Source organism: Nocardiopsis sp. FR4 (genome assembly GCF_009830945.1).
In the GTDB taxonomy this organism is placed as follows: Bacteria; Actinomycetota; Actinomycetes; order Streptosporangiales; family Streptosporangiaceae; genus Nocardiopsis.
Window position 1 is genome coordinate 1 of record NZ_VWVV01000043.1, and the last position, 18,332, is coordinate 18,332.

Annotated in this window: 20 protein-coding genes; 15 read left to right on the plus strand and 5 right to left on the minus strand. The window is 66.5% G+C overall.

Going from position 1 to position 18,332, the window contains the following annotated elements; translation table 11 throughout:
• Positions 1–422: 422 nt before the first annotated feature.
• Positions 423–875 carry a DoxX family protein gene (locus FYW95_RS26200; RefSeq protein WP_160050961.1) on the minus strand — a complete coding sequence of 151 codons (453 nt, stop codon included), beginning with the start codon at positions 873–875 and terminating at the stop codon, positions 423–425.
• Positions 876–1,079: 204 nt separating this feature from the next.
• Positions 1,080–1,487, minus strand: coding sequence for an NADPH-dependent F420 reductase (locus FYW95_RS26205; RefSeq protein ID WP_201295053.1), 408 nt, complete (start codon positions 1,485–1,487; stop codon positions 1,080–1,082).
• Positions 1,488–1,760: 273 nt separating this feature from the next.
• Here FYW95_RS26205 and FYW95_RS26210 point away from each other — a divergent pair, with 273 nt between their 5' ends.
• A complete protein-coding gene (locus tag FYW95_RS26210) occupies positions 1,761–2,300 on the plus strand; it encodes a MarR family winged helix-turn-helix transcriptional regulator (RefSeq protein WP_159945005.1) in 540 nt (179 codons plus the stop codon).
• A 452-nt stretch (positions 2,301–2,752) separates the two neighbouring features.
• Here the strand turns inward: FYW95_RS26210 and FYW95_RS26215 are convergent, their stop codons facing one another.
• Entirely contained in the window at positions 2,753–3,325 is a 573-nt protein-coding gene (locus tag FYW95_RS26215) for a TetR/AcrR family transcriptional regulator (protein WP_159945006.1), read from the minus strand.
• Positions 3,326–3,458: 133 nt separating this feature from the next.
• On the opposite strand from FYW95_RS26215, the gene FYW95_RS26220 reads away from it, so the two are divergent.
• From FYW95_RS26220 to FYW95_RS26265, 10 genes are all read left to right on the plus strand, one after another.
• Positions 3,459–4,664, plus strand: coding sequence for a multidrug effflux MFS transporter (locus FYW95_RS26220; protein WP_236568057.1), 1,206 nt, complete (start codon positions 3,459–3,461; stop codon positions 4,662–4,664).
• Positions 4,665–4,769: 105 nt separating this feature from the next.
• Complete coding sequence (locus FYW95_RS26225; protein ID WP_159945007.1) at positions 4,770–5,717, plus strand: aldo/keto reductase; 948 nt, start codon at positions 4,770–4,772, stop codon at positions 5,715–5,717.
• A gap of 93 nt (positions 5,718–5,810) precedes the next feature.
• On the plus strand, positions 5,811–6,209 hold the full coding sequence (locus FYW95_RS26230) for an NAD(P)H-binding protein (RefSeq protein ID WP_160050962.1): 399 nt from the start codon (positions 5,811–5,813) through the stop codon (positions 6,207–6,209).
• Between the two features lie 100 nt (positions 6,210–6,309).
• The gene (locus FYW95_RS26235; RefSeq protein ID WP_201295054.1) at positions 6,310–6,600 is read left to right on the plus strand and encodes a hypothetical protein; all 291 of its coding nucleotides are present in this window, start codon (positions 6,310–6,312) and stop codon (positions 6,598–6,600) included.
• 852 nt (positions 6,601–7,452) lie between these two features.
• A complete protein-coding gene (locus tag FYW95_RS26240) occupies positions 7,453–7,875 on the plus strand; it encodes a PPOX class F420-dependent oxidoreductase (RefSeq protein ID WP_236572326.1) in 423 nt (140 codons plus the stop codon).
• 902 nt (positions 7,876–8,777) lie between these two features.
• On the plus strand, positions 8,778–10,361 hold the full coding sequence (locus FYW95_RS26245; RefSeq protein ID WP_159945010.1) for a B12-binding domain-containing radical SAM protein: 1,584 nt from the start codon (positions 8,778–8,780) through the stop codon (positions 10,359–10,361).
• Positions 10,358–11,149, plus strand: coding sequence for a class I SAM-dependent methyltransferase (locus FYW95_RS26250; protein WP_159945011.1), 792 nt, complete (start codon positions 10,358–10,360; stop codon positions 11,147–11,149). The genes FYW95_RS26245 and FYW95_RS26250 overlap by 4 nt, the downstream gene beginning before the upstream one ends.
• Before the next feature lie 17 nt (positions 11,150–11,166).
• Positions 11,167–12,183, plus strand: a complete 1,017-nt coding sequence (locus FYW95_RS26255) for a hypothetical protein (protein WP_236572328.1) — start codon at positions 11,167–11,169, stop codon at positions 12,181–12,183.
• 25 nt (positions 12,184–12,208) lie between these two features.
• Positions 12,209–12,898: an SDR family NAD(P)-dependent oxidoreductase gene (locus tag FYW95_RS26260; RefSeq protein WP_160050963.1), complete on the plus strand. Its 690-nt coding sequence runs from the start codon at positions 12,209–12,211 to the stop codon at positions 12,896–12,898.
• Between the two features lie 31 nt (positions 12,899–12,929).
• The gene (locus tag FYW95_RS26265; RefSeq protein ID WP_159945014.1) at positions 12,930–13,766 is read left to right on the plus strand and encodes a phytanoyl-CoA dioxygenase family protein; all 837 of its coding nucleotides are present in this window, start codon (positions 12,930–12,932) and stop codon (positions 13,764–13,766) included.
• A gap of 12 nt (positions 13,767–13,778) precedes the next feature.
• Here FYW95_RS26265 and FYW95_RS26270 read toward each other — a convergent pair whose 3' ends face one another.
• Positions 13,779–14,669, minus strand: coding sequence for a phosphotransferase enzyme family protein (locus FYW95_RS26270; RefSeq protein WP_159945015.1), 891 nt, complete (start codon positions 14,667–14,669; stop codon positions 13,779–13,781).
• A 291-nt stretch (positions 14,670–14,960) separates the two neighbouring features.
• On the opposite strand from FYW95_RS26270, the gene FYW95_RS26275 reads away from it, so the two are divergent.
• Positions 14,961–15,632 carry a transposase family protein gene (locus tag FYW95_RS26275; RefSeq protein WP_236568058.1) on the plus strand — a complete coding sequence of 224 codons (672 nt, stop codon included), beginning with the start codon at positions 14,961–14,963 and terminating at the stop codon, positions 15,630–15,632.
• 157 nt (positions 15,633–15,789) lie between these two features.
• On the opposite strand, the gene FYW95_RS26280 is transcribed toward FYW95_RS26275, so the two are convergent.
• Complete coding sequence (locus tag FYW95_RS26280; protein WP_201295055.1) at positions 15,790–16,194, minus strand: MarR family winged helix-turn-helix transcriptional regulator; 405 nt, start codon at positions 16,192–16,194, stop codon at positions 15,790–15,792.
• A gap of 117 nt (positions 16,195–16,311) precedes the next feature.
• Here FYW95_RS26280 and FYW95_RS26285 point away from each other — a divergent pair, with 117 nt between their 5' ends.
• The 3 genes from FYW95_RS26285 (at position 16,312) to FYW95_RS26295 (ending at position 18,268) form a co-directional block, all read left to right on the plus strand.
• Positions 16,312–16,839: a hypothetical protein gene (locus FYW95_RS26285; RefSeq protein ID WP_159945017.1), complete on the plus strand. Its 528-nt coding sequence runs from the start codon at positions 16,312–16,314 to the stop codon at positions 16,837–16,839.
• 46 nt (positions 16,840–16,885) lie between these two features.
• A complete protein-coding gene (locus tag FYW95_RS26290) occupies positions 16,886–17,053 on the plus strand; it encodes a hypothetical protein (protein ID WP_159945018.1) in 168 nt (55 codons plus the stop codon).
• Between the two features lie 513 nt (positions 17,054–17,566).
• Complete coding sequence (locus FYW95_RS26295) at positions 17,567–18,268, plus strand: ATP-binding protein (protein WP_160050964.1); 702 nt, start codon at positions 17,567–17,569, stop codon at positions 18,266–18,268.
• Positions 18,269–18,332 lie beyond the last annotated feature (64 nt).

An 18,332-nucleotide genomic window follows, 5' to 3' on the forward strand; every position in this document is an offset into this window, starting at 1 on the left:
ACCGTCACGCGCATTCCTCTGATCGGATCACCGTCGAGCACGCCCTGGCCGACCACAAACGCTGGAAACAACTGATGCGTTGGACCCACCGGCGCGAGAACCTCCCGGCCACCTATCGGGCCATCGCCGGACTGGTCTCCGACCGCACCGCGAACACCTGACAAGCACGGCAGACGGGGCCATCACGCCTCACCCGCTATCACACACCAACTCGTAAGGGTCCGACCCCGCGTGGTCAAACGCGCGATCTCCAAGTACAACGCCAAGGGTGTGGTGGACCGGACCAGTTACCGGGCCACCATCAGCATCGACATCCTGGCTGGTCCAGGCCCTTGACAGAACCCCCAGAACCTTAACTACACGGCATTGGTTCTGGATTGAGATTCATTGAGGAATTGGGGGCTGACGCTGCCGGAGAGGCTTCAGTTGGTGGTGTGGGTGGTGGTGCGGCGGGCCGCGAGGGTGGACAGCCGCGGGGCGATCAGCTGGTCCAGGCTGAGCCGCCCGGCACCGACGGCGGCGAGCACGAGGGCGCCCGCGGCGAGGGCGAGCACCAGTTCGAAGCCGTTGTCGGCGACGAAGACCCCGCTGCTGACGTGCACGAGGGCAAACGCGCCCAGCATGTTCAGCGCCAGCAGCAGCCCTGCCACGGGCACCGCCAGGCCGAGCAGCAGGGCGGCGCCGCCGACGAGTTCGACGACGGCGGCGAACAGGGCGCTCACCGCGGGCAACGGAACTCCCATCTGCTCGAACGATGCGGCGGTGCCGTCGAGGCCGTACTCGGTGAACTTCTGCCATCCGTGGGCGATGAAGATTACGCCGAGGCCGACGCGGGCTACGAGCAGGGCCAGGTCACGAAGCACAGTGGTGTTCATGGAGATTCTCCTTGGTTCGCGGATAGCTGGGGTGAGATGTCTAAGACGATGGCTGTCGGTGCCGGGGCGGTTGTCTTGGTGAGTCGACCGCCCCGGCTACGTCGTCGGGCCCCGTAGCGGCCCGTCGTCGTTTCAGTAGGTCGTTGTTGCACCGCTGCTGATGTGGCAGGCGGCAGTGGCGTGTAGATGGTCGGGTCAGGTGGCTCAGGCGACGACGCCGAATCCGCCCGTCCAGGAGACCATCTCGCCGACGGCGAGGGTCAGCTGCAGGAAGCCGATAGCTTCGAGCTCGCGTGCCCGGCGCTGTCCTCCGGCGTCGATGGCGCGCAGACCGCCGACGGTGACCACGTCGGCCAGCTGCGCCTTGGCGTCGGCGTCATCACCGGGGATCAGCACCGTGGTCGGCAGCGGGCCCACGGTGCTGGCGGCGAGGGTGGCTGCGAAGGTCGTGTTGAACGCCTTGAGTACGCGTGACTGTGGTAGGGCGACGGCGAGCTCCGCAGTGGCGGAACTGTCGGCGGCGACGGCCAGCGAGTCGAACGTCTCGAAGTTGAGTGGGTTGGTGATGTCCACGACGATCTTGCCCGCGAGCTGCTCCGCACGCTGGGCCACGATGCCGACCACAGCCGCATACGGCGCACGGCCAGGACCACGATGTCGCCGGTGACCGGCTTGTCGGCGTCCGGGTGGCCGAACTCCTCGACGGTGTTGCCCCCGGCGGTAACGATGCTGGAGATAGCGCGCCCCATGTTGCCGGTCCCGATGATGCTGACGTGTGCCATGGCGATCTCCTCACAGTCGCTCACCGACGTTTAGTTGTATCTACAACTAAGACCGTACAGGAAGTCAGTTGTAGGTGCAACCATTTTGGCGGATGATGGTGTCATGGATGGCACATCACTGAGTCAACAGGAGATGGCAGCATGGGTACGGCTCGCCACGGTGCTGGAACTGCTACCCGGAGTGCTCGACTCGCAGCTGCGCAGCGACGCCGGGCTGACACACTTCCAGTACATAGTGCTCTCGACGCTGTCGGAGGCGCCGCAACGGACCATGCGGATGACTGCGCTGGCGGCGCGGACCCACGCGACCCTGCCGCGTCTGTCCCACGTGGCCCAACGACTGCAAGACCTTGGCCTGGTGGAGCGGTTCGCCTGCCCCGAAGACGCCCGCGCCACCAACATTCGGCTCACGGCCGTCGGCCTACAGAAAGTCCATGACAGCGCTCCGGGACACGCCGCGACCGTCCGCCACCACGTCATCGACGCCCTAAGCGCCGAACAGGTACAGCAACTGACCGACATCACCACCGCTGTGCTGCGCAGACTCGGCCCCCATGGCGCGACGACCGCGTCGTACACCCGCTACGACCTACCGACCACACCCTGCGCCGATGAACCCCCTGAGCCGGCCGAGAAGCGGTGAGGCCAGCAACCCGGCACGAGCCAGAAGCGTTACTCCGACCGCCACCGAGGGCCTTGTGACGGCGCACGAGCCTGATCCGTCACCGAAACTCGATGCACGACCTGCTCAGCCACCTGGGACGACCTCACCCCCTCCAAGATCATCGGGGAGGCTCGGGCATGTGACTCGCGCACGAAACCGCCCCGCATACGACTGCCCCGGCGGTCTCGAAACGAGGTGGCCGGGGTGGCATGCGCCCCTGGGTATCGCGGTGCCGATCACACGTTGAAGTGGAACGCCACCGCGTTCTGACAGGGATGGCTACCTGCCGTCAGCCGGTGCGACCCTTCGCCACGGTCTGCTTCACCGTCCCTTCAGCTGATCGGCCGCGCGCTCTCGCGAAAACGGCGCACGATCCAGGAGGCCTGCAGCGACAGGTTCCCGCCGTTCACCGGCCCCGACGCTGCGGGAAATCAGGTGAGAGCCAACAGTTGCGCCAGTTCTTCGACCGCGATGCCGGCATGATCGTCCAGACGCAGGGTCGCGGCGTTGAGGAGACTTCCATCGACCACCGCCGTGGCCAGGGCGACAGAGACCCGGGGGAAGCCGCACGCGTCCAGCAGCCCACGGAGCTCCGTGTCCATCACCCTTCTGTGTTCGCGCATGCGCAGGGAAAGCCGCTCCGATTCCCGGGAGCAGTCCATGACGACCCCGACGTACCCCTTCAGGCTCACATCGTCGAGGTCCGGCCCGTAGAAGGCGAGCACGAACAGTTCAGCCACCTCGCGAACCGTCAGTGCACCGGACGCCCTGGACATCGCCTCGGCGGCCGCAGCACTGCGCGCTTTTTCGAGGTGGTCCACGGCGGACAGGAGCAGCTCCTCCCTCGTGGAGAAGTAGTAGCGGATCGCACCCAACGGCACCTGTGCGGCATCCGCAACGTGCCGGTGCGTCACCGCGGGCATCCCCTGGTCCAGCAGCAGCTTCGTCGTCGCCTCCAGGATCGTCGCACGTCGTTTCCCTCCTCGTCCTTGCACCGCAGTCATGGGTGAACCTCCTCACAAAGTTGTACGATCGTATCAGAATGGGTTAGCGTGGTCTCCCGGTGGCACACGGCGCGCGTCCAGCCACCCGTACTCCCCGCGTCAGAGGGCCACCGATTCCCCGAAGGAATCACCCATGACCAACACCATGGCACCCATCTCGTCTCGCACTGCACAGCCCACCGTGGTGGTGGGTCTGGCCGCCATCGTCGGACTCGTCCCGTTCGCGATCGACATGTACCTCGCCTCCCTGCCGGACATCGGCCGGGAGTTCTCCGCCCCGGTCTGGGCGACGCAGCTGACACTCACCGGCTACCTGCTCTTACTCGGAGCCGGGCAGCTCGTGGCAGGCCCCATCACAGATGCCGTCGGTCGCCGCAGGCCGCTGATCGTCGGGCTGGCCCTGTTCGTCATCGGCTCCGTGATTGCCGCTCTGGCTCCGACCATGACCTGGCTCATCGTCGCCCGCCTCTTTCAGGCGACCGGCGGGGCGCTGGCGGCCGTCGTGGCCAACTCCACCGTCAGGGACAGGGCCTCGGGGCATGCGGCCACCCAGCTGTTCGCCGTCCTCATGACGGTGACGGCGCTGGCTCCCATCGTCGCCCCCGCCGTCGGCGGCTGGCTGGACACCGTACTCGGATGGCGCTCGGTCTTCTGGGCGCTGGCGATCCTCGGCATCGTGACGCTGCTCTACGCCGCTGCGTTCCTCAAGGAGTCCCACCCTGTGGAGCGTCGCCGACCGCTGGCGATCGGCTCGACCGTACGCGGGTACCTGTCCCTGATTTCCAACCGCGCCTTCGTTCTGCCCTGGGCGGCCATGGTCTCCATGTTCATGCTGCTCTTCGCGTACATCGGCGGAGCCAGCTACGTCTATCAGGACGACTACGGCGTCAGTTCGGAAGCGTTCGGTCTGCTCTTCGCCTCCACGGGCATCGCCTTGATGGCAGGGGCCTTGGGAGCGAGCCGGCTTGCGAAGCGGCTCCAGCAGAACACGCTGGCCGTCACGGGCGTCGCCCTGTCCGGCGTCGGCTCCGCGCTGGCCGTCATAGTCACCATCACCGGCGCGCCGATCGGACTGCTCGTCGCCAGCATCGCCGTGATCATGCTGGGTCTGGGTGTCAGCGAGCCAGCACTCATGAGCAACAGCCTCTCCTCGGTGGAGGAGAACACGGGCCAGGCCGCCGCGCTTCTCGGTGCTGGGCAGTTCGTCTTCGGCGCCACTACCTCCGGCATCGCCGGCCTCGTCGTCGCGTTCGGCCCCGTTGCTTGGACCGTGCTGCTGCTGGCGATCGTGCTGGTGGCCCTGATGCTCAGCCTGGCCAGCACCCGCACTCGCCGGTGACCAGCACTGCGCTCACCGTTCGCCCACGTCTCATGACGAGAACCCCACTGAAGACGGACACCACCGTCTTCACACCTCACCGCTCTCGAAAGAAGCACCATCACCATGGCAACACTCGGAAACTCCGGCATCGACGTCTTCGGACTGACTCTTGGTGGCAACACCTTCGGGTGGACCAGCGACAAGGAGACCTCCTTCGCCGTGCTGGACCGCTACGCCTCCGGCGGCGGAAACTCCATCGACTCCGCTGACGTCTACTCGATCTGGGCCGAGGGCAACCCCGGCGGCGAGTCGGAGACGATCCTCGGCGAATGGCTCACCTCCCGCGGCAACCGCGACGAGGTCGTCATCGCCACCAAGGTCGCCCAGCACCCGCAGCGGCCGGGGCTCTCCCCGGCCAACGTCGCCGCGGCCGCCGAGGACTCACTTCGCCGCCTGCGCACCGACTACATCGACCTCTACTACGCCCACCAGGAGGACCCTGACACCCGCCTGGAGGAGACCGTCGCCGCCTTCGACGCACTGGTGAAGGCCGGCAAGGTCAGGGCAGTCGCGCTCTCGAACTTCTCCGCAGAGCAGACCCGCCGCTGGATCGAGATCGCCCGGGAGACCGGAGCCGCCCATCCGGTGGCCATCCAGCCGCACTACAACCTGGTCCACCGCGGTGACTACGAGGGCCCACTGGCCGACCTGGCTACCACGGAGAACCTGGCCGTCCTGCCCTACTTCTCCCTGGCCTCGGGATTCCTCACCGGTAAGTACCGCAGCCGCGAGGCACTGGCCGGCACCAACCGCGAAGCACTGTCGGCCGGCTACTTCAGCGAGGCCAACCTCGAGGTCCTGAAGGTGGTCGAGCAGATCGCCGAGGCCCACGGCGTCGCGATCCCCACTGTGGCTCTGGCCTGGCTGCGCAGCCGCCCCCAGGTGGTCGCGCCGATCGCCAGCGCCAGCCGACCCGAGCAGCTCGAGGCGCTGCTCGCAAGCGTCACTTTCACGCTCCCCGAGGCTGACGCGCAGGCGCTGACCGACGCATCGGACCGAGCAGCTCGCTAACGGCTGCCCGCCACGCATGCCCCGGTCAGGAACCCTGACCGAGGTGCCGGCGCCTGCCTCACCCAATCTCAAACGCAGAATCTCGAGTCACTCATGACCACCTACGCCCTCACCGGCGCCACCGGTCGGCTCGGCGCGCTCGTCGTTCCCGAGCTGCTCGCCCGCGGCGTCGCCCCGTCCGATCTCGTCGCCGTCGTCCGTGACGCCGTCAAGGCGCAGCCACTCGTCGAAACCGGCGTGCAGGTGCGCGTCGCCGACTACGACAACCCGGACGCGCTGCGGACCGCACTCGCCGGTGTCGACCGCCTGCTGCTCATCAGCAGCTCCGCGGTCGGACATCGCGCCGCGCAGCACGCCAACGTCATCGACGCCGCGAAGGACAGCGGCGTCGCCCGGATCATCTACACCAGCCTCCTCCAAGCCGGTGAACCCGGGTGCCTCGTCGTAATCCAACAGATGTACCTGGGCTTCGTTTCGGCTCAGGGGGCGTGAGTAGTCGAACCTGTCCACCCCGGAGAGAACGGTCAGGAAGGTCCTGGACTTCCTCGACCTGCGCCCCGCCACCGACGCGTGGGAGGAGGGATCCGCTCTCGTGCACCGCGTGCTGGAACTGGCCGAGCAGGGCACCGGAACCGAGCGGGAGTGGCACCGGGCCCTGGACACGGCCCTGGTCTTCGCCGCACGCCAGGACTCGCAGTACCTGGACCACCAGAAGGACGAGTTCGACGTGTCCGCCGCCCTGGCGGTGGCCCGGGCGACCGGCCTGGTCAAAGGACACGAGGCCGAGGTCAAGCCCGCCGGGAACGGCCGCCCCCAGAGCTGGACCCCGCGCTTGGGTAGACCCCCACACCAGGTGTTCCAGCGCACGCTCCGAACCAGATGAACGCTTCCCCGAGAACCTCGCGAGGTACCATCGGATGCTTCCGCCCGGTTGTGTGCTCCGTTCGTGCTCCGCAGTTGTGGACGAGGGCGGCACCACACGGCATGACACGGCACCCGATGACACGGCGGATCGGGTGGGGTGGCATGAAACGGTGAGTAGCGACACGTGACATTACGCAACCATGGCACTTCTCATCCGATGGTCGCAGGTTCGAATCCTGCCGGGTGCGCCACAAGACCCCAGGTCACACGGGGCGTCCGAGTCGAACAGAAGAGGCGCCGGGCCCGGATCGGGGCCTGACATGCTCCGTGTGTGCTCCCCAGTACGAGGTCAGCACAGGTGGAGGGCCACCTCACGGAGCACTTTGCCGTTCCGTGACCCAGACCCGCGTTCGCATGGCCCCGCGTCCACCCATCAGCACCCCGCTAGCGCCCTGACGACCACCAAGGGCAGCGTGTGTGCCGCATGGCCCCGCAGGCCGCATACGGCCGTTTCCGCCGAAACCCCTTATCCCGCAGGTCCTCGCCAATCACAATCAGATGGCATGGACACCACCAGGCGGACCTAGGTAACCCACGGTAATCCCGTCCATGTTGGGAGTGGGTAGTGGCCCGGTGGAGGTCCCGCCAAGCCGTCGAACCTCTCCGCTCTGGCACGCGAGCAGATACGGGGGTTCGGGCCCGCGTCAGCACGCAAACACGTAGTCGGGCACTGCCACGTTAGGAGAAGGAACAGTCGGCAAGGCGGTCCGGCCAAAGGGTCTCCGATGCTGCTCCTCTCCTGCGTCAGGATCTGCGCGACACGGCGGCTCCGGAACCCGGGCGCCATGCTCCTGGGCGGTACGGTGACGGTATGCCGCGCCGGATGTCCGCACTCGAATGGCGGCGGTTCGCCTCCGGGGGCGCCCGAACCGCCAAACTGGCGATCGTTCTGGAGGACGGGACGCCCCACGTGACGCCCGTGTGGTTCACGCTGGACGGCGGTGACATCCTCTTCACCACCACCGCCTCGACTCGCAAGGCTCGCGCAATCGCACGTGAGCCGCACGTGGCCCTGTGTGTGGACCGTGACGAGCCCCCTCTGTCCTACGTCTCCGTTCGAGGGCTCGCCGAAATCACCGATGATCCGGGCACTGTTGGCCCCTGGCTGGAGCGGATCCTCGCTCGATACGGGGAGACACAACCCTCTTACCGTGACCTGGGATCCGGGCCTGACCGGCGCCTACTGATCCGAGTCCGTCCCGACAGGGTCACGGCGCTGGCCTTCGACGACTGACGGCGGTGTTGTCTCGTCGAGACAACGCCTTCGCTCTGAGCCCAGGCCTCACGCAGGAGGTGTCGCGCCTTCCCCCGCGTGGTGCAGGAGCTCAGGCGCGGCCAGGGCCGGGTGTTGAGTCCCTTAGTGGACGTCGTGGTCAGGTACGGCTGCCCGGCGGAAGCCTCGATGCCCTGGCGGGTGCTCTCGGGCCAGTCCGTTGGAGGAACACCTCCCGGCTGCGTAGTGGATCGCGCGTACCGAGGTAAGCGTGACGACCGGACGTGTTTGTGCGCGGTGGCGGCCCGGTAGCCGCGTCTGACGGAGTCTCGGCGGTTCCGCGGCTGAACACGGAGGTTTTTCGGTCCGGGGAGTGGACGATGGCGCGGTCCCTCACCTCGTCCATGAAGGACCACGATCGCCTCATGGTCTTGGAGCGCCAACAGCCGTCGCGTCACCACGCAGCTCCCCTTGCAACCTCGGATGTTATTACGACGCTATAAAACCACCAACCCCTTGGATTAAGGTGATCAAGTTATCACCGTGAAGCCATACTTCCCACAAACCACCGTTGACCTGCCAAGCTCCTGCTTATTCACGTCTTGACTCCGCAAAGAAGCGATGGAATGCTACTAAGAGCATCCCAGGAGTCACCCAAAATTCACCACATTGGTGTCGTTCTTGCACGTCTGCCACGGCATGCATCGACGCCCCAGAAGAATAATATGGCCACCGCCCCTTCACGGCGGAACGCCGAATACCAGAAAGGAGGAAGAGATGGAAGACCGCATCACTGATTTCGAGCAGGAAGCGGACATCGAGGACGTCTTCGTTGACGAAGCGATCGTCCCGTAGCCGATTGACCTGGTGTGGGGCCATCTGACTCGGATGTCCCCACACCAGCAAGGATGGGAAATTCACACGTGCCGTTCGACACGAGAACACCCCTGTGCATCATCAGGATGCCCTTCCAGTACCGCTACAGTTCACTCAACGTTGCAGAAGAACCGATCATCACGTATCTCCTCGGGTATTTTGCTGCCGTTGGATTCGCCGACTACGAGGTCCATGACTTTCACCTCGAGCGCGACACCGAACTGGTACCCCTCTCCCAGCGAGAATACGGCGGATACCTCATCCCACTGCGGGAGACCGGAGAGAACCTCCACTATGTACGGCGTGCCGCGTTCTTCCTCGCCTCACGGGGAAAGCGAGTGTGGATCTACGGGCAGGTCGCGCGACTGCGCAGGTTCAACGACTGGCCGTCATCAGTCGTCATCGTGCGGCACGACGAGCGTGAGATCGCCCGCGCCCTCGGCCTGCCCGAGGACGGACCCGGCTTCACCGATGGACTGAGCGCACATCCCTACATGCAGGGACTGAACCTGGAGTCTTGGCAGATACGCCGGGCTCGCGCAGCCGTGGAGACCACGCGCGGCTGCCACTACGGATGCTCGTTCTGCTTCATCAACCAGGGGCGCAACTACCCTGAGCGCTGGCAGGTACGCCACAACGACGACATACTGACCGATCTGCGACGCTACTGCGACATGGGCGTGCGCAACTTCGTCTTCTACGACTCCGAGTTCATCGGCCGCGACGACGCGATCCTGCCGGGGCGGGAGGAACTGCTGAGGCGCATCGTGGACGAACTGCCTCCCATTCGCTTCAAGATCTACTGTCGGGCGGACACCCTGCAGAGATTCGGCCATCTGGATCTGCTCAAACAGGCCGGCCTCGTACAGGTGTTCGTCGGCGCCGAGTCCTTCGACCAAGGGGACCTTGACGCGTTGAACAAACAGCTCGACGTCTCCACCGTGGTCTCGTGTGTGCGCGCCCTGCAGGAGCACGGCATCTACGCCAACCTCTCCTTTATCGTGTTCAACCGCAACACCTCGCTCAGCTCGATCCGCCGCAACCTCGATGTCCTGGACGGGCTCGCCGCCTCCAGGCCGCGTCTGCTCGGCGTCCCCGCGTTCACCTTCTCCTTCGAGAGCGACTGGCGGTCCGACCTGCGCAAGGGCGAGCGACAACAGTTGTCGGGCAGGACCTACGTCGGACACGACCTGTCGCAGAAGTCGCAGCCCGCAGGCGCGCAGATCTTCAACGCCGAGCTCGAGCCTTTGATGGAACTGTTCCGCTTGCTGTCCTACGAGTGGAGCAAGAAGCTGGTTCGACTCAACATCGCCCGCGACACCGCCACGGACGCGGCACGGGAAGCCATCAACGCCTGGGTCGAGGGGCTGACGCACTTCTGTCTGCGCGTCCAGCGCACCTACCTCGACCTCTTCGAGTCCGGGCACATCACACTGGACACGCTGCCCGCCTTTCGCGAACGGTTGTTCTCCGAGATCGTCAGCTTCCACTCCGTCCTCCCCGAAGGACTGCGGGAACTGGAGACCTACGACAGCCACGCCCGCCCCATGGACTACGCGGCCCAGTCCTCGCTCACAGAGGCTGAGGAGTACTGGTACGACACGATCCCGGCCCTGGCACCGACCTCATGACCGCCCGCCCCATCTCCGCCTACTACGACGAGGCGCCCGAGATATACACCGCCGTCGCGCGCGACCGCGACTTCACCGCGCAGACCGACGTGCTCGACAAACTCGTCCCAGAGGTGGCGGGTCGGCGACGACGGCTCCTGGAGCTGTTCGCCGGTCCCGCCTACCACTCGATAGAAGCGCAACGCCGCGGTTGGGAGGTCACGGCCGTCGACTCCAGTCCGCGCATGCGCGACCTGGCGCTGGCCGACGGGTTCGCGGCCCCAGACAGCTACGTCGTCGGACCGCTGCCCGACGCTCTGGAGCTCGTGCGCACGGACGAACTGGTCGACTGCGTGCTCGCCGCCCGCTACTCGCTCGGCCACCTCGACCGGCCCGGACTGGATCTGCTCCTGGCGGGGCTGGTGCCGTTCCTGCGGTCGGGCGGTGTCGTGCTCCTGGAGCTCCATGACATCGCCCTGGTCACCGCCGGACTCGACCACCTGGGTATCCAGGTGCGCAGCACACGCCTGCCCGACGGCACACACGTGCGCTGTCACTGGCCTGACGGCTCCATGGACTGGCGGAGCGACGATCACGTCGTACGGATGCCGGTCCGGATCGAGGTGACCACCACCGGCGGTCGACGGTACACGCTGCGCTACCTGTCGACCGAACACGTCCACAGCGCGGCGGAGACGGCCTATATGGCCGCACGGCACGGGCTGCGCACACGGACTCGATCGCTCGAATCCGAGGAGCTCGGCGCGGCCTTTCCCGGCGCCGTGGTACTCGTGCTGGAGAAGGAGTAGAGGGGTCCATGAATCAGATGTTCGACTACTCACGCCCCCTGAGCCGAAACGAAGCCCAGGTACATCTGTTGGATTACGACGAGGCACCCGGGTTCACCGGCTTGGCCGACCGTGTCGTGGACGCCGGGCGAACATACGGGTTCTCCGTCTCGGTGCTGACCCGGCTCACCCCCTGGCAGTGCGCCCCGCCCCCCACAGGGCACCGTCTGCTGCTGGTGGTCACCCGCCGTCCGTTCGATGAGCCGCTCGCCGACCTGCTGCTGACCGAGGGCCTGGCCCGCTACTCGGTGATCTCGGTGGCCTTCCGCTACGACGACGAGGCCCAGATGCTCTCGTACGCCGATGCGGTGGAGAAGTTCAAGCGTCTGGCGGCTGACAGGATCAACTTCCTGCGGCCCGTGGCCGATCCGGACGGCGCGATGTCGGTCCCGGACGACAAGCTCTTGGACAACAGCGTCTGCGACAGCGTGCGCATCAAGTACCGTCCGGTCAACACCGACCCGCTACCCGTGGTGCTGGACGAACAGACGAAGGAGTTCTTTCAGCACGCCTCCCGGGCATTCCAGCGGTACCGGCTCTACCACCGATCCGCCTCCGACGGCTACTTCGCCTGTCGGCCCCAGGGCGCGACGGGCTACTTCATCACCGCGACCAAATCGTACAAGGACCCGCTGGACCTACGCCGTATCGCGTTCGTGGAGGGCTACGACGAGGCCACTAACGAGCTGCGCTACCGGGGAGCCTACCTGCCCTCCTCAGACTCAGTCGAGGCTTCGATTCTCATGGCTCTGCGACCGGAGGTCAGCAGTATCGTCCACACCCACGCCAGCGAGATCTTCACCCGCAACCCCCGGTTCCGCGACCGCGTCCTGGTCGGGATCGAGCGCTACGGCGAGCCGCAATTGGGCCACCTTGTCCACAGAGCGCTCAATCTCGTGGACGACGGCTTCCTGATCATGGAGGATCACGGAGAGGTATTCGTCAACGACACACCGGAGGTCTCCCCGATCCTGCTGTCGTTGGTGCGACGTTGAGACCGACCGGGAGAAGGTGCGGGCAGTGAGCAACATCGTCATCGTGGGCGCCGCCCGTGGACTGGGACTGGCCCTGGCCGGGGGACTGATCGGACCTGACGACCGAGCATGGCTGGTCTCGCCCAACGAACCGGCCCTGGCCGATGGCAAGCACGTGGTGTGGGTTCCCGTCGACCTCGCCAACGACAACACTCACCGCGACGGGGTGGCCGCCGCCATCGGCGAGGAACCGGTCCACACCCTCGTCTACAACTCCGCGGTCTGGGAAGACGACCGGTTCGACCGGATGGACGTCCAGAAGCTGACCCGGGTCCTGGACATCAGCCTGTCCGGCGCGATCCAGATCATCCACCGATTGCATGACAACATCGTCGCCGGTCGCGGAAACATCGTGTTGATCGGCTCGACCTGCGGCCTGGACAACGAGGGAGCCACATGCGTCGCCTACGCTGCGGCCAAGTTCGGCCTGCGCGGCGCCGCGCACGCGTTGCGCTCCCACTTCCGTTCCGCCATGGTCCGTGTCACCTGTGTCAACCCCGGATCGATGGCCACCGACACCCCCCTCGGTGACGCCGAGACGGCCCTCCAGCGCCACGGCTCCCGACGTATTCCGGTCGATGACGTCGTCTCACTCGTCAAGTGCGTTTTGTCCCTCTCTCCTGCCGCGTGCGTCAAGGAGATCTCCCTGCCCGCCACCCTGGACACGGATGTGTGATGTGAACGACGCCCGCTCCCAGGTACCGCCCGTGCGACAGACCGCCGACGTCCTCGACTTCGACCAGCCTTCCTTCCGTGACCCAGAGCATCAGCAGCGGTACGCCCGTGACGGCTACCTCGTCCCCGAGGGGGTCCGTCTGCCGGAGGACGCCCTGGCCGCGCTGGAGAAGTTCTACCTCGACAACCGCCACCACTACGCCGATCTCCGCTACACCAGTACGCTCGCCCTTGTCGGTGCCCACGAGCACCGCGCATCCGCCGATCAGGTGTTCAGGAAGGCAACGAGCGCGTGCGTCCGGGAACTACTGGACGGATACCGTCAGTACTACGGTGGTCTGGGCGTCAAAGCGCCCACCGGGGAGACGGCGGTCCTGGAGTTGCACCAAGATCTCACCATGGTCCCCTATGGCGAGGGCCGCTGCGGGGTCACCCTTTGGGTTCCCCTGTGCGACGTGAGCGAGGACAACGGATGCCTCCAGGTGGTGCCCGGCAGCCATCTGGTCAACCGCAGACCGCGGGGTCCGGGGATGCCGTTCGCCTACAGGACGGAAGCGGACCTGGTCGTACGCCAGCTGGTGTCGCTGCCGGTGAGGCGAGGGCAGGTGGTGTTCATGGACCAAGCGCTGATCCACCGTTCCGGGCCCAACCACACACCCGACGTCCGCGTGGCGGCCATGGGCATGTTCCGACCAAGCGAGGCGTCACTGGTGTACTACCACCTCGTCCGAGGCGAAGACGGACCGCTGTTGCACCGCTACACGGTTCCGGAGGACTTCTACCTTCATCACAGTCTCGGGTCCCGCCCCGAGACGGGAGAATACGTCGGACAGAGCCGACCGGTGGTGGTACGCCACTCCTGGAGTTGAGGCGCCTCGGGTTCAGTCCCCGCCAGGAGCACCCCCGAGGAGCCAGTCGACACGCCGCCGGGCGCGAGCGCGCCCGGCCGAGTCGGATTCCACCAGCAGGCTCCAGGAAGCGGCGGTCAGGGTCCGTGCCCGCACCATGAGGTCGAGCGCCCCCGAGCGCGGGTCGGCACCGTAAGCCGCTACCGCACGGTCCAGCAAGTCGGCGGCGCTTCCGTGGCCGACCCTGCCCAGCACGCGGGGGCCAGCGACGAGTGCGGCGAGGTCCCATTCGACGGGCCCCCGGTGCACGTCCTCGAAGTCCACCCACACCGGCCCCTCGGGGGTGTCGAGCAGGTTGCCCAGATGGGCGTCACCGTGCAGCGGACGACTGTGCCAGTCTCGCGCGGCGATCTCCTCGCACACCTCCTCATAGACCTTCAACAGTGCCTCAACCTCACTTGGTGAGACCGACTCCGTACCGTGCAGTCGTTCCAGCCATCCGCCCGTCTCGGCCAGGACGCCGAGTTCGGGAAGCTCTCCGGGCAGGTCCGCCAAGTCCTCGTGCAAGCGCCGCAGCGAGCGCCCGATGACATCCGGGGTACGGGGAGGGCGCCCGTGGTGACGGAGCAGGCCGGTGAGTAGAACGAACATGGCCCCATGGCGATGCGGCCCCACCGGAAAACCGTCCGCGGGCGCGACCGCCTGGCGCCCAGCCAGATGATGGATGGCGGCTGCCTCACGCGCCAACCAGGCGGTGGCGTCGCTCCCACGGGTCGTGACCACAGAGACCGGCACCCGTGCCACGACCGGGTACGGGCGCAGGTGGACGAGAACGTTCGACGCGGCGCGCAGGACCGAAGGATCATCCGGGAACAGGCCGAAGCGTGCGGCTACAGCGAGAGCCGCTTCCACCGCGTGGTCCATGTGTGCTCACCGCCGGGGAGCGAAGGGGGTTGCACAGTAGGTATGGCCACGGTGTGGTGTCGGCAAACGTTCCGTCGGCGCGCCGGCGAAGAAGACGTCACCCGGAAAGGCGACCTTGGTGAAGACCAGGCTCTCGCGGGTGGTCCTATTGAGCGCTCGTCACCGTATCCGTGTGTAATAGAACTGTTCTGTATTGTGCTCGCTGCCGAGCCTCACACTGAGGTGGTGTGTCCTGCGTTTTCCAGAGTCGGGTTTCTGGATTCTGGGACCATGTGACCTCAAGGAGGCATCGTGGGACGTCGTGGATACCCCGCCGCCCAAGCCCTGCTCGTGCTGGTCCACCTGTACAAGGGTGAGCCGTTCGCACAGGTCGCAGCCGGATTCGAGATCGGTACCGCAACCGCTTGGCGCTGCGTTCGCGAGACCACCGCCTTGCTGGCCGAACAGGCGCCCACCCTCGAACAAGGGCTGCGCCGCGCCCGCAGAAGCGGCCACGGATACGTGATCGTGGACGGCACCCCCATCGCCTGCGACCGCCTCGCCGCCGACCGTCCCTTCTACTCCGGCAAGCACAAACAGCACGGCATGGACATCCAGGCCGTGTCCGCCCCCGACGGCGAGCCGGTGTGGACCTCGTGGTCGCTGCCCGGCGCGGTGCACGACACCAGGGCCGCCCGGGTGTGGAAGATCGCCGAGCGCATCGAGGCCGCCGGGCTGATCGGACTGGGCGACAAGGGCTACGTCGGTTTGTCCGAGGCGGTGTTCTGCCCGTTCAAGGGCCGCGGCAAGCCCCAGTGGAAGAAGGACGCCAACTCCGCCCACGCCAAGCTCCGCGCACCCGGCGAACGCGCGATCGCCCAGCTCAAGAACTGGGACGTCCTGCGCCGTCTACGCTGCTGTCCGCAACAGGCCGACCGGATCACCCGCGCTGTGTTGGCGCTCCAACTCCGGGAAGCAGGATGAAAGACACTCACACTTTGTGCGACGCGATCCGGTGGGTGTCGTATGAGGCTTTCGCTCGCCCGCTCCACGTGATCGGTCTGGCCTGACCGGCACGGATATCACTGCTTATCGAGAATGAAACGGCCCTGCCTGCCGACTGCGCATCCGACGGCGGCTGTCAACTCTCGTGTCCGGATCGCTCAGCTCGGCCTGTGCGGTTCAGGCGTTCCAGAAACGATCGGAGTGTGTCCGCGTCCGAGTCGCCCAGCCGGTCCACCAGGTGCTGCTGGACAGCCGCCTCCAGTTCTGGAGCGGCACTCTCGATCAGGTGGATGCCGGCCGGAAGCGGCGCGACGTCAACGCCGGAAGAGCTTTTGATCCGTTCGATGTAACCTCGCCTGCTCATACGGGTGAGCAGGTGAGACAACCGGGTCCTGTCCCATCGCAGTGCCCTCGCGAGCTCGCTCTGGCGTACCGGTTGGCGGGCCTGGTACAGCGTGACCAGCACGCTGAGTTCAGGGTCGGAGACATCGGCCGGCACCGTCGTCAGCGAGATGACCTCAGCGCGGATCGTCTCGTGCACGCGTTTCCACAGCAACCACAGTTGTGTTGCACTCCCAAGCGATCTTCGTGTTGACATGTCAACAACCTCGCTCCTATCCTTCCGGGCAGCCGCCCCCGTTGCTCCCGAGGAGTCCTCATGTTCGACAGCAGTCACCCCTACCTCAGCCTGCGCACCGTCGCGATCCTGCCACTGATCCTGTTCACGCCCGCGGTGATCGCGTTCTTCGTCTCGCCGGAGGTGTGGTGGGGAGAATACTTGGGGATCTTCTTCCATCTTTCCATTCTGTTCCTCATCTCCCGCCTGGATGCAGCGCCGTGGGCGAAGGCGGCCGGATACGGGTGGATCGCCCTCGACGTACTGGCGGGAATCCTGATGATCAACGACATTCCCCATGACACCGCCTGGGCGGTGAGGCTCGGCGGACACGTTCTCGCCGGCGTCTGGATCATCGCCAGCTCATTCGTCAACCGGTCTCGTATGGTCATGGTCTTCGGCACCATCACCGGTCTGTGGCTGGCAGGGTATTCCTTTGTCGGAACCCTGCTGCCTGAAGAGGTGCTGCGCCCGGCGGGCATCTGCATCCTTCTCTGGTTCGCCGCGATCGCGTTCTTCGACCGTCCCGGTGGTGTGCAGAGCCGGGAGCCCGCCCAGGTAGTTGCATGACGGTACTGGCACACAGACACCGCGTATGAGACGAAGAAGAGCCGAGATGACACTGAATCCCGCGCGACAGGAGCGCGTCAGAGAAGAACTCGCAGTGCGTCCCGCACTCGCCGGTCTCACCGAGAAGGAAGCAATCGCCGATCTTGAATGGAGTCCCACTCGCCCGCACCGCACCATGCAAATCGAAGTGGGGTCCGACCCGGTCGATGTGTGACAGCTACGCGACTACATCCATGTGGCCGTGGAGGGCATGGGGTACACACCGAGGTTCACCGTCCTCACCAGTGGAAATCGGCTACGTGCGAGGCTGTGGTTCCAGCTGCGCCCAGCACCCCGCCGGGGGCGCAGCACAGCCAGAACACCCGAGAGCCCGTAACCACAAATGTGTGGATAGTTCTGCTTTGTGTCTCTTTACCTCATTCCTCCTGGGTGGGACAGGTCGACCACCTCGAAGGGATGGGCACGGGTGAGTTCGCTGAGGTGGCCCGGAGCGAAGGCCCCATCTGCGACCGTGGTCGGCTGAGAGATGGCACACCTAGTGTTTCGTACCGGGACGGTCCTATAGATGTCAAGCGAGGCCGTGTCTCGTGCCGGGTGTGGTGGGGGCTCCGGTACCCCGCGTCTTCTCGGAGTCCTCGCTGCCCGGTAGCGTCATGGCATCGGTGACACGGCCGCTGTGCGGCCGCGCCCCACCGGCACAAGGGTCGGCTTTGAGGAGCTACCAACGATGGTCCAAGGGCCGACACGGCACGTGCCCACGGCGGATGACGCGACAGCGCACGGCATGGTCTACCCCCCACGGTCCCTGCTCCTGGTCACCGGAGTACCCGGAGCCGGAAAGAGCACCCTGCTACGCCGGCTGTTCGGACTCCACGGCAACGAGGAGCAAACCGTGCTCACCGCGCAGGGCGTACGGGTGATCGACTCACTACAGTCCCGCTACCGGCTCAGGCGCCTGCTCGGCCACCTCCCCTACCCGCTGTGGCGCTGGACGGTGCACGTACTGCACCTGGCCCGGACGGCCGCGGCGCTGCGCGGCGGACCGGTGGTGGTGCACGAGTGCGGGACCCGGAGCCCGGTCCGCGCGCTGCTCGCCCTGCTGTGCCGCCTGCGCCGGTACCAGATGCACGTGGTGATGATCGACGCCACCCCGCGGGAGGCCCGCAGCGGGCAGGACGCGCGGGGGCGGCGGGTGAGCGCGCGCAGCCACCGGGCGCATGCGCGGCGCTGGCGGCGGCTGCGCGCGGCCGCCCGGTGCGGGCCGGCGGCGTTCGCGCCGGGCGCGCGCAGTCTGCTGGCGCTCGACCGGCACCGGGCGCGGGAGCTGGCCTGGGTCCGCTTCGGCCCCTGCGCGGACACCCGTGCTTTCCTGCCCGCCGCGGTGGAGGCGCCCCCTGCCCGTCCCGGGCTCGTGGTGTCCGACACCTAGGTGGCACCGGCTGGTGGCACCCCCACCGTTCGGGCCGTGGCCCGGCGGGCCGGGGGGCCGGTCC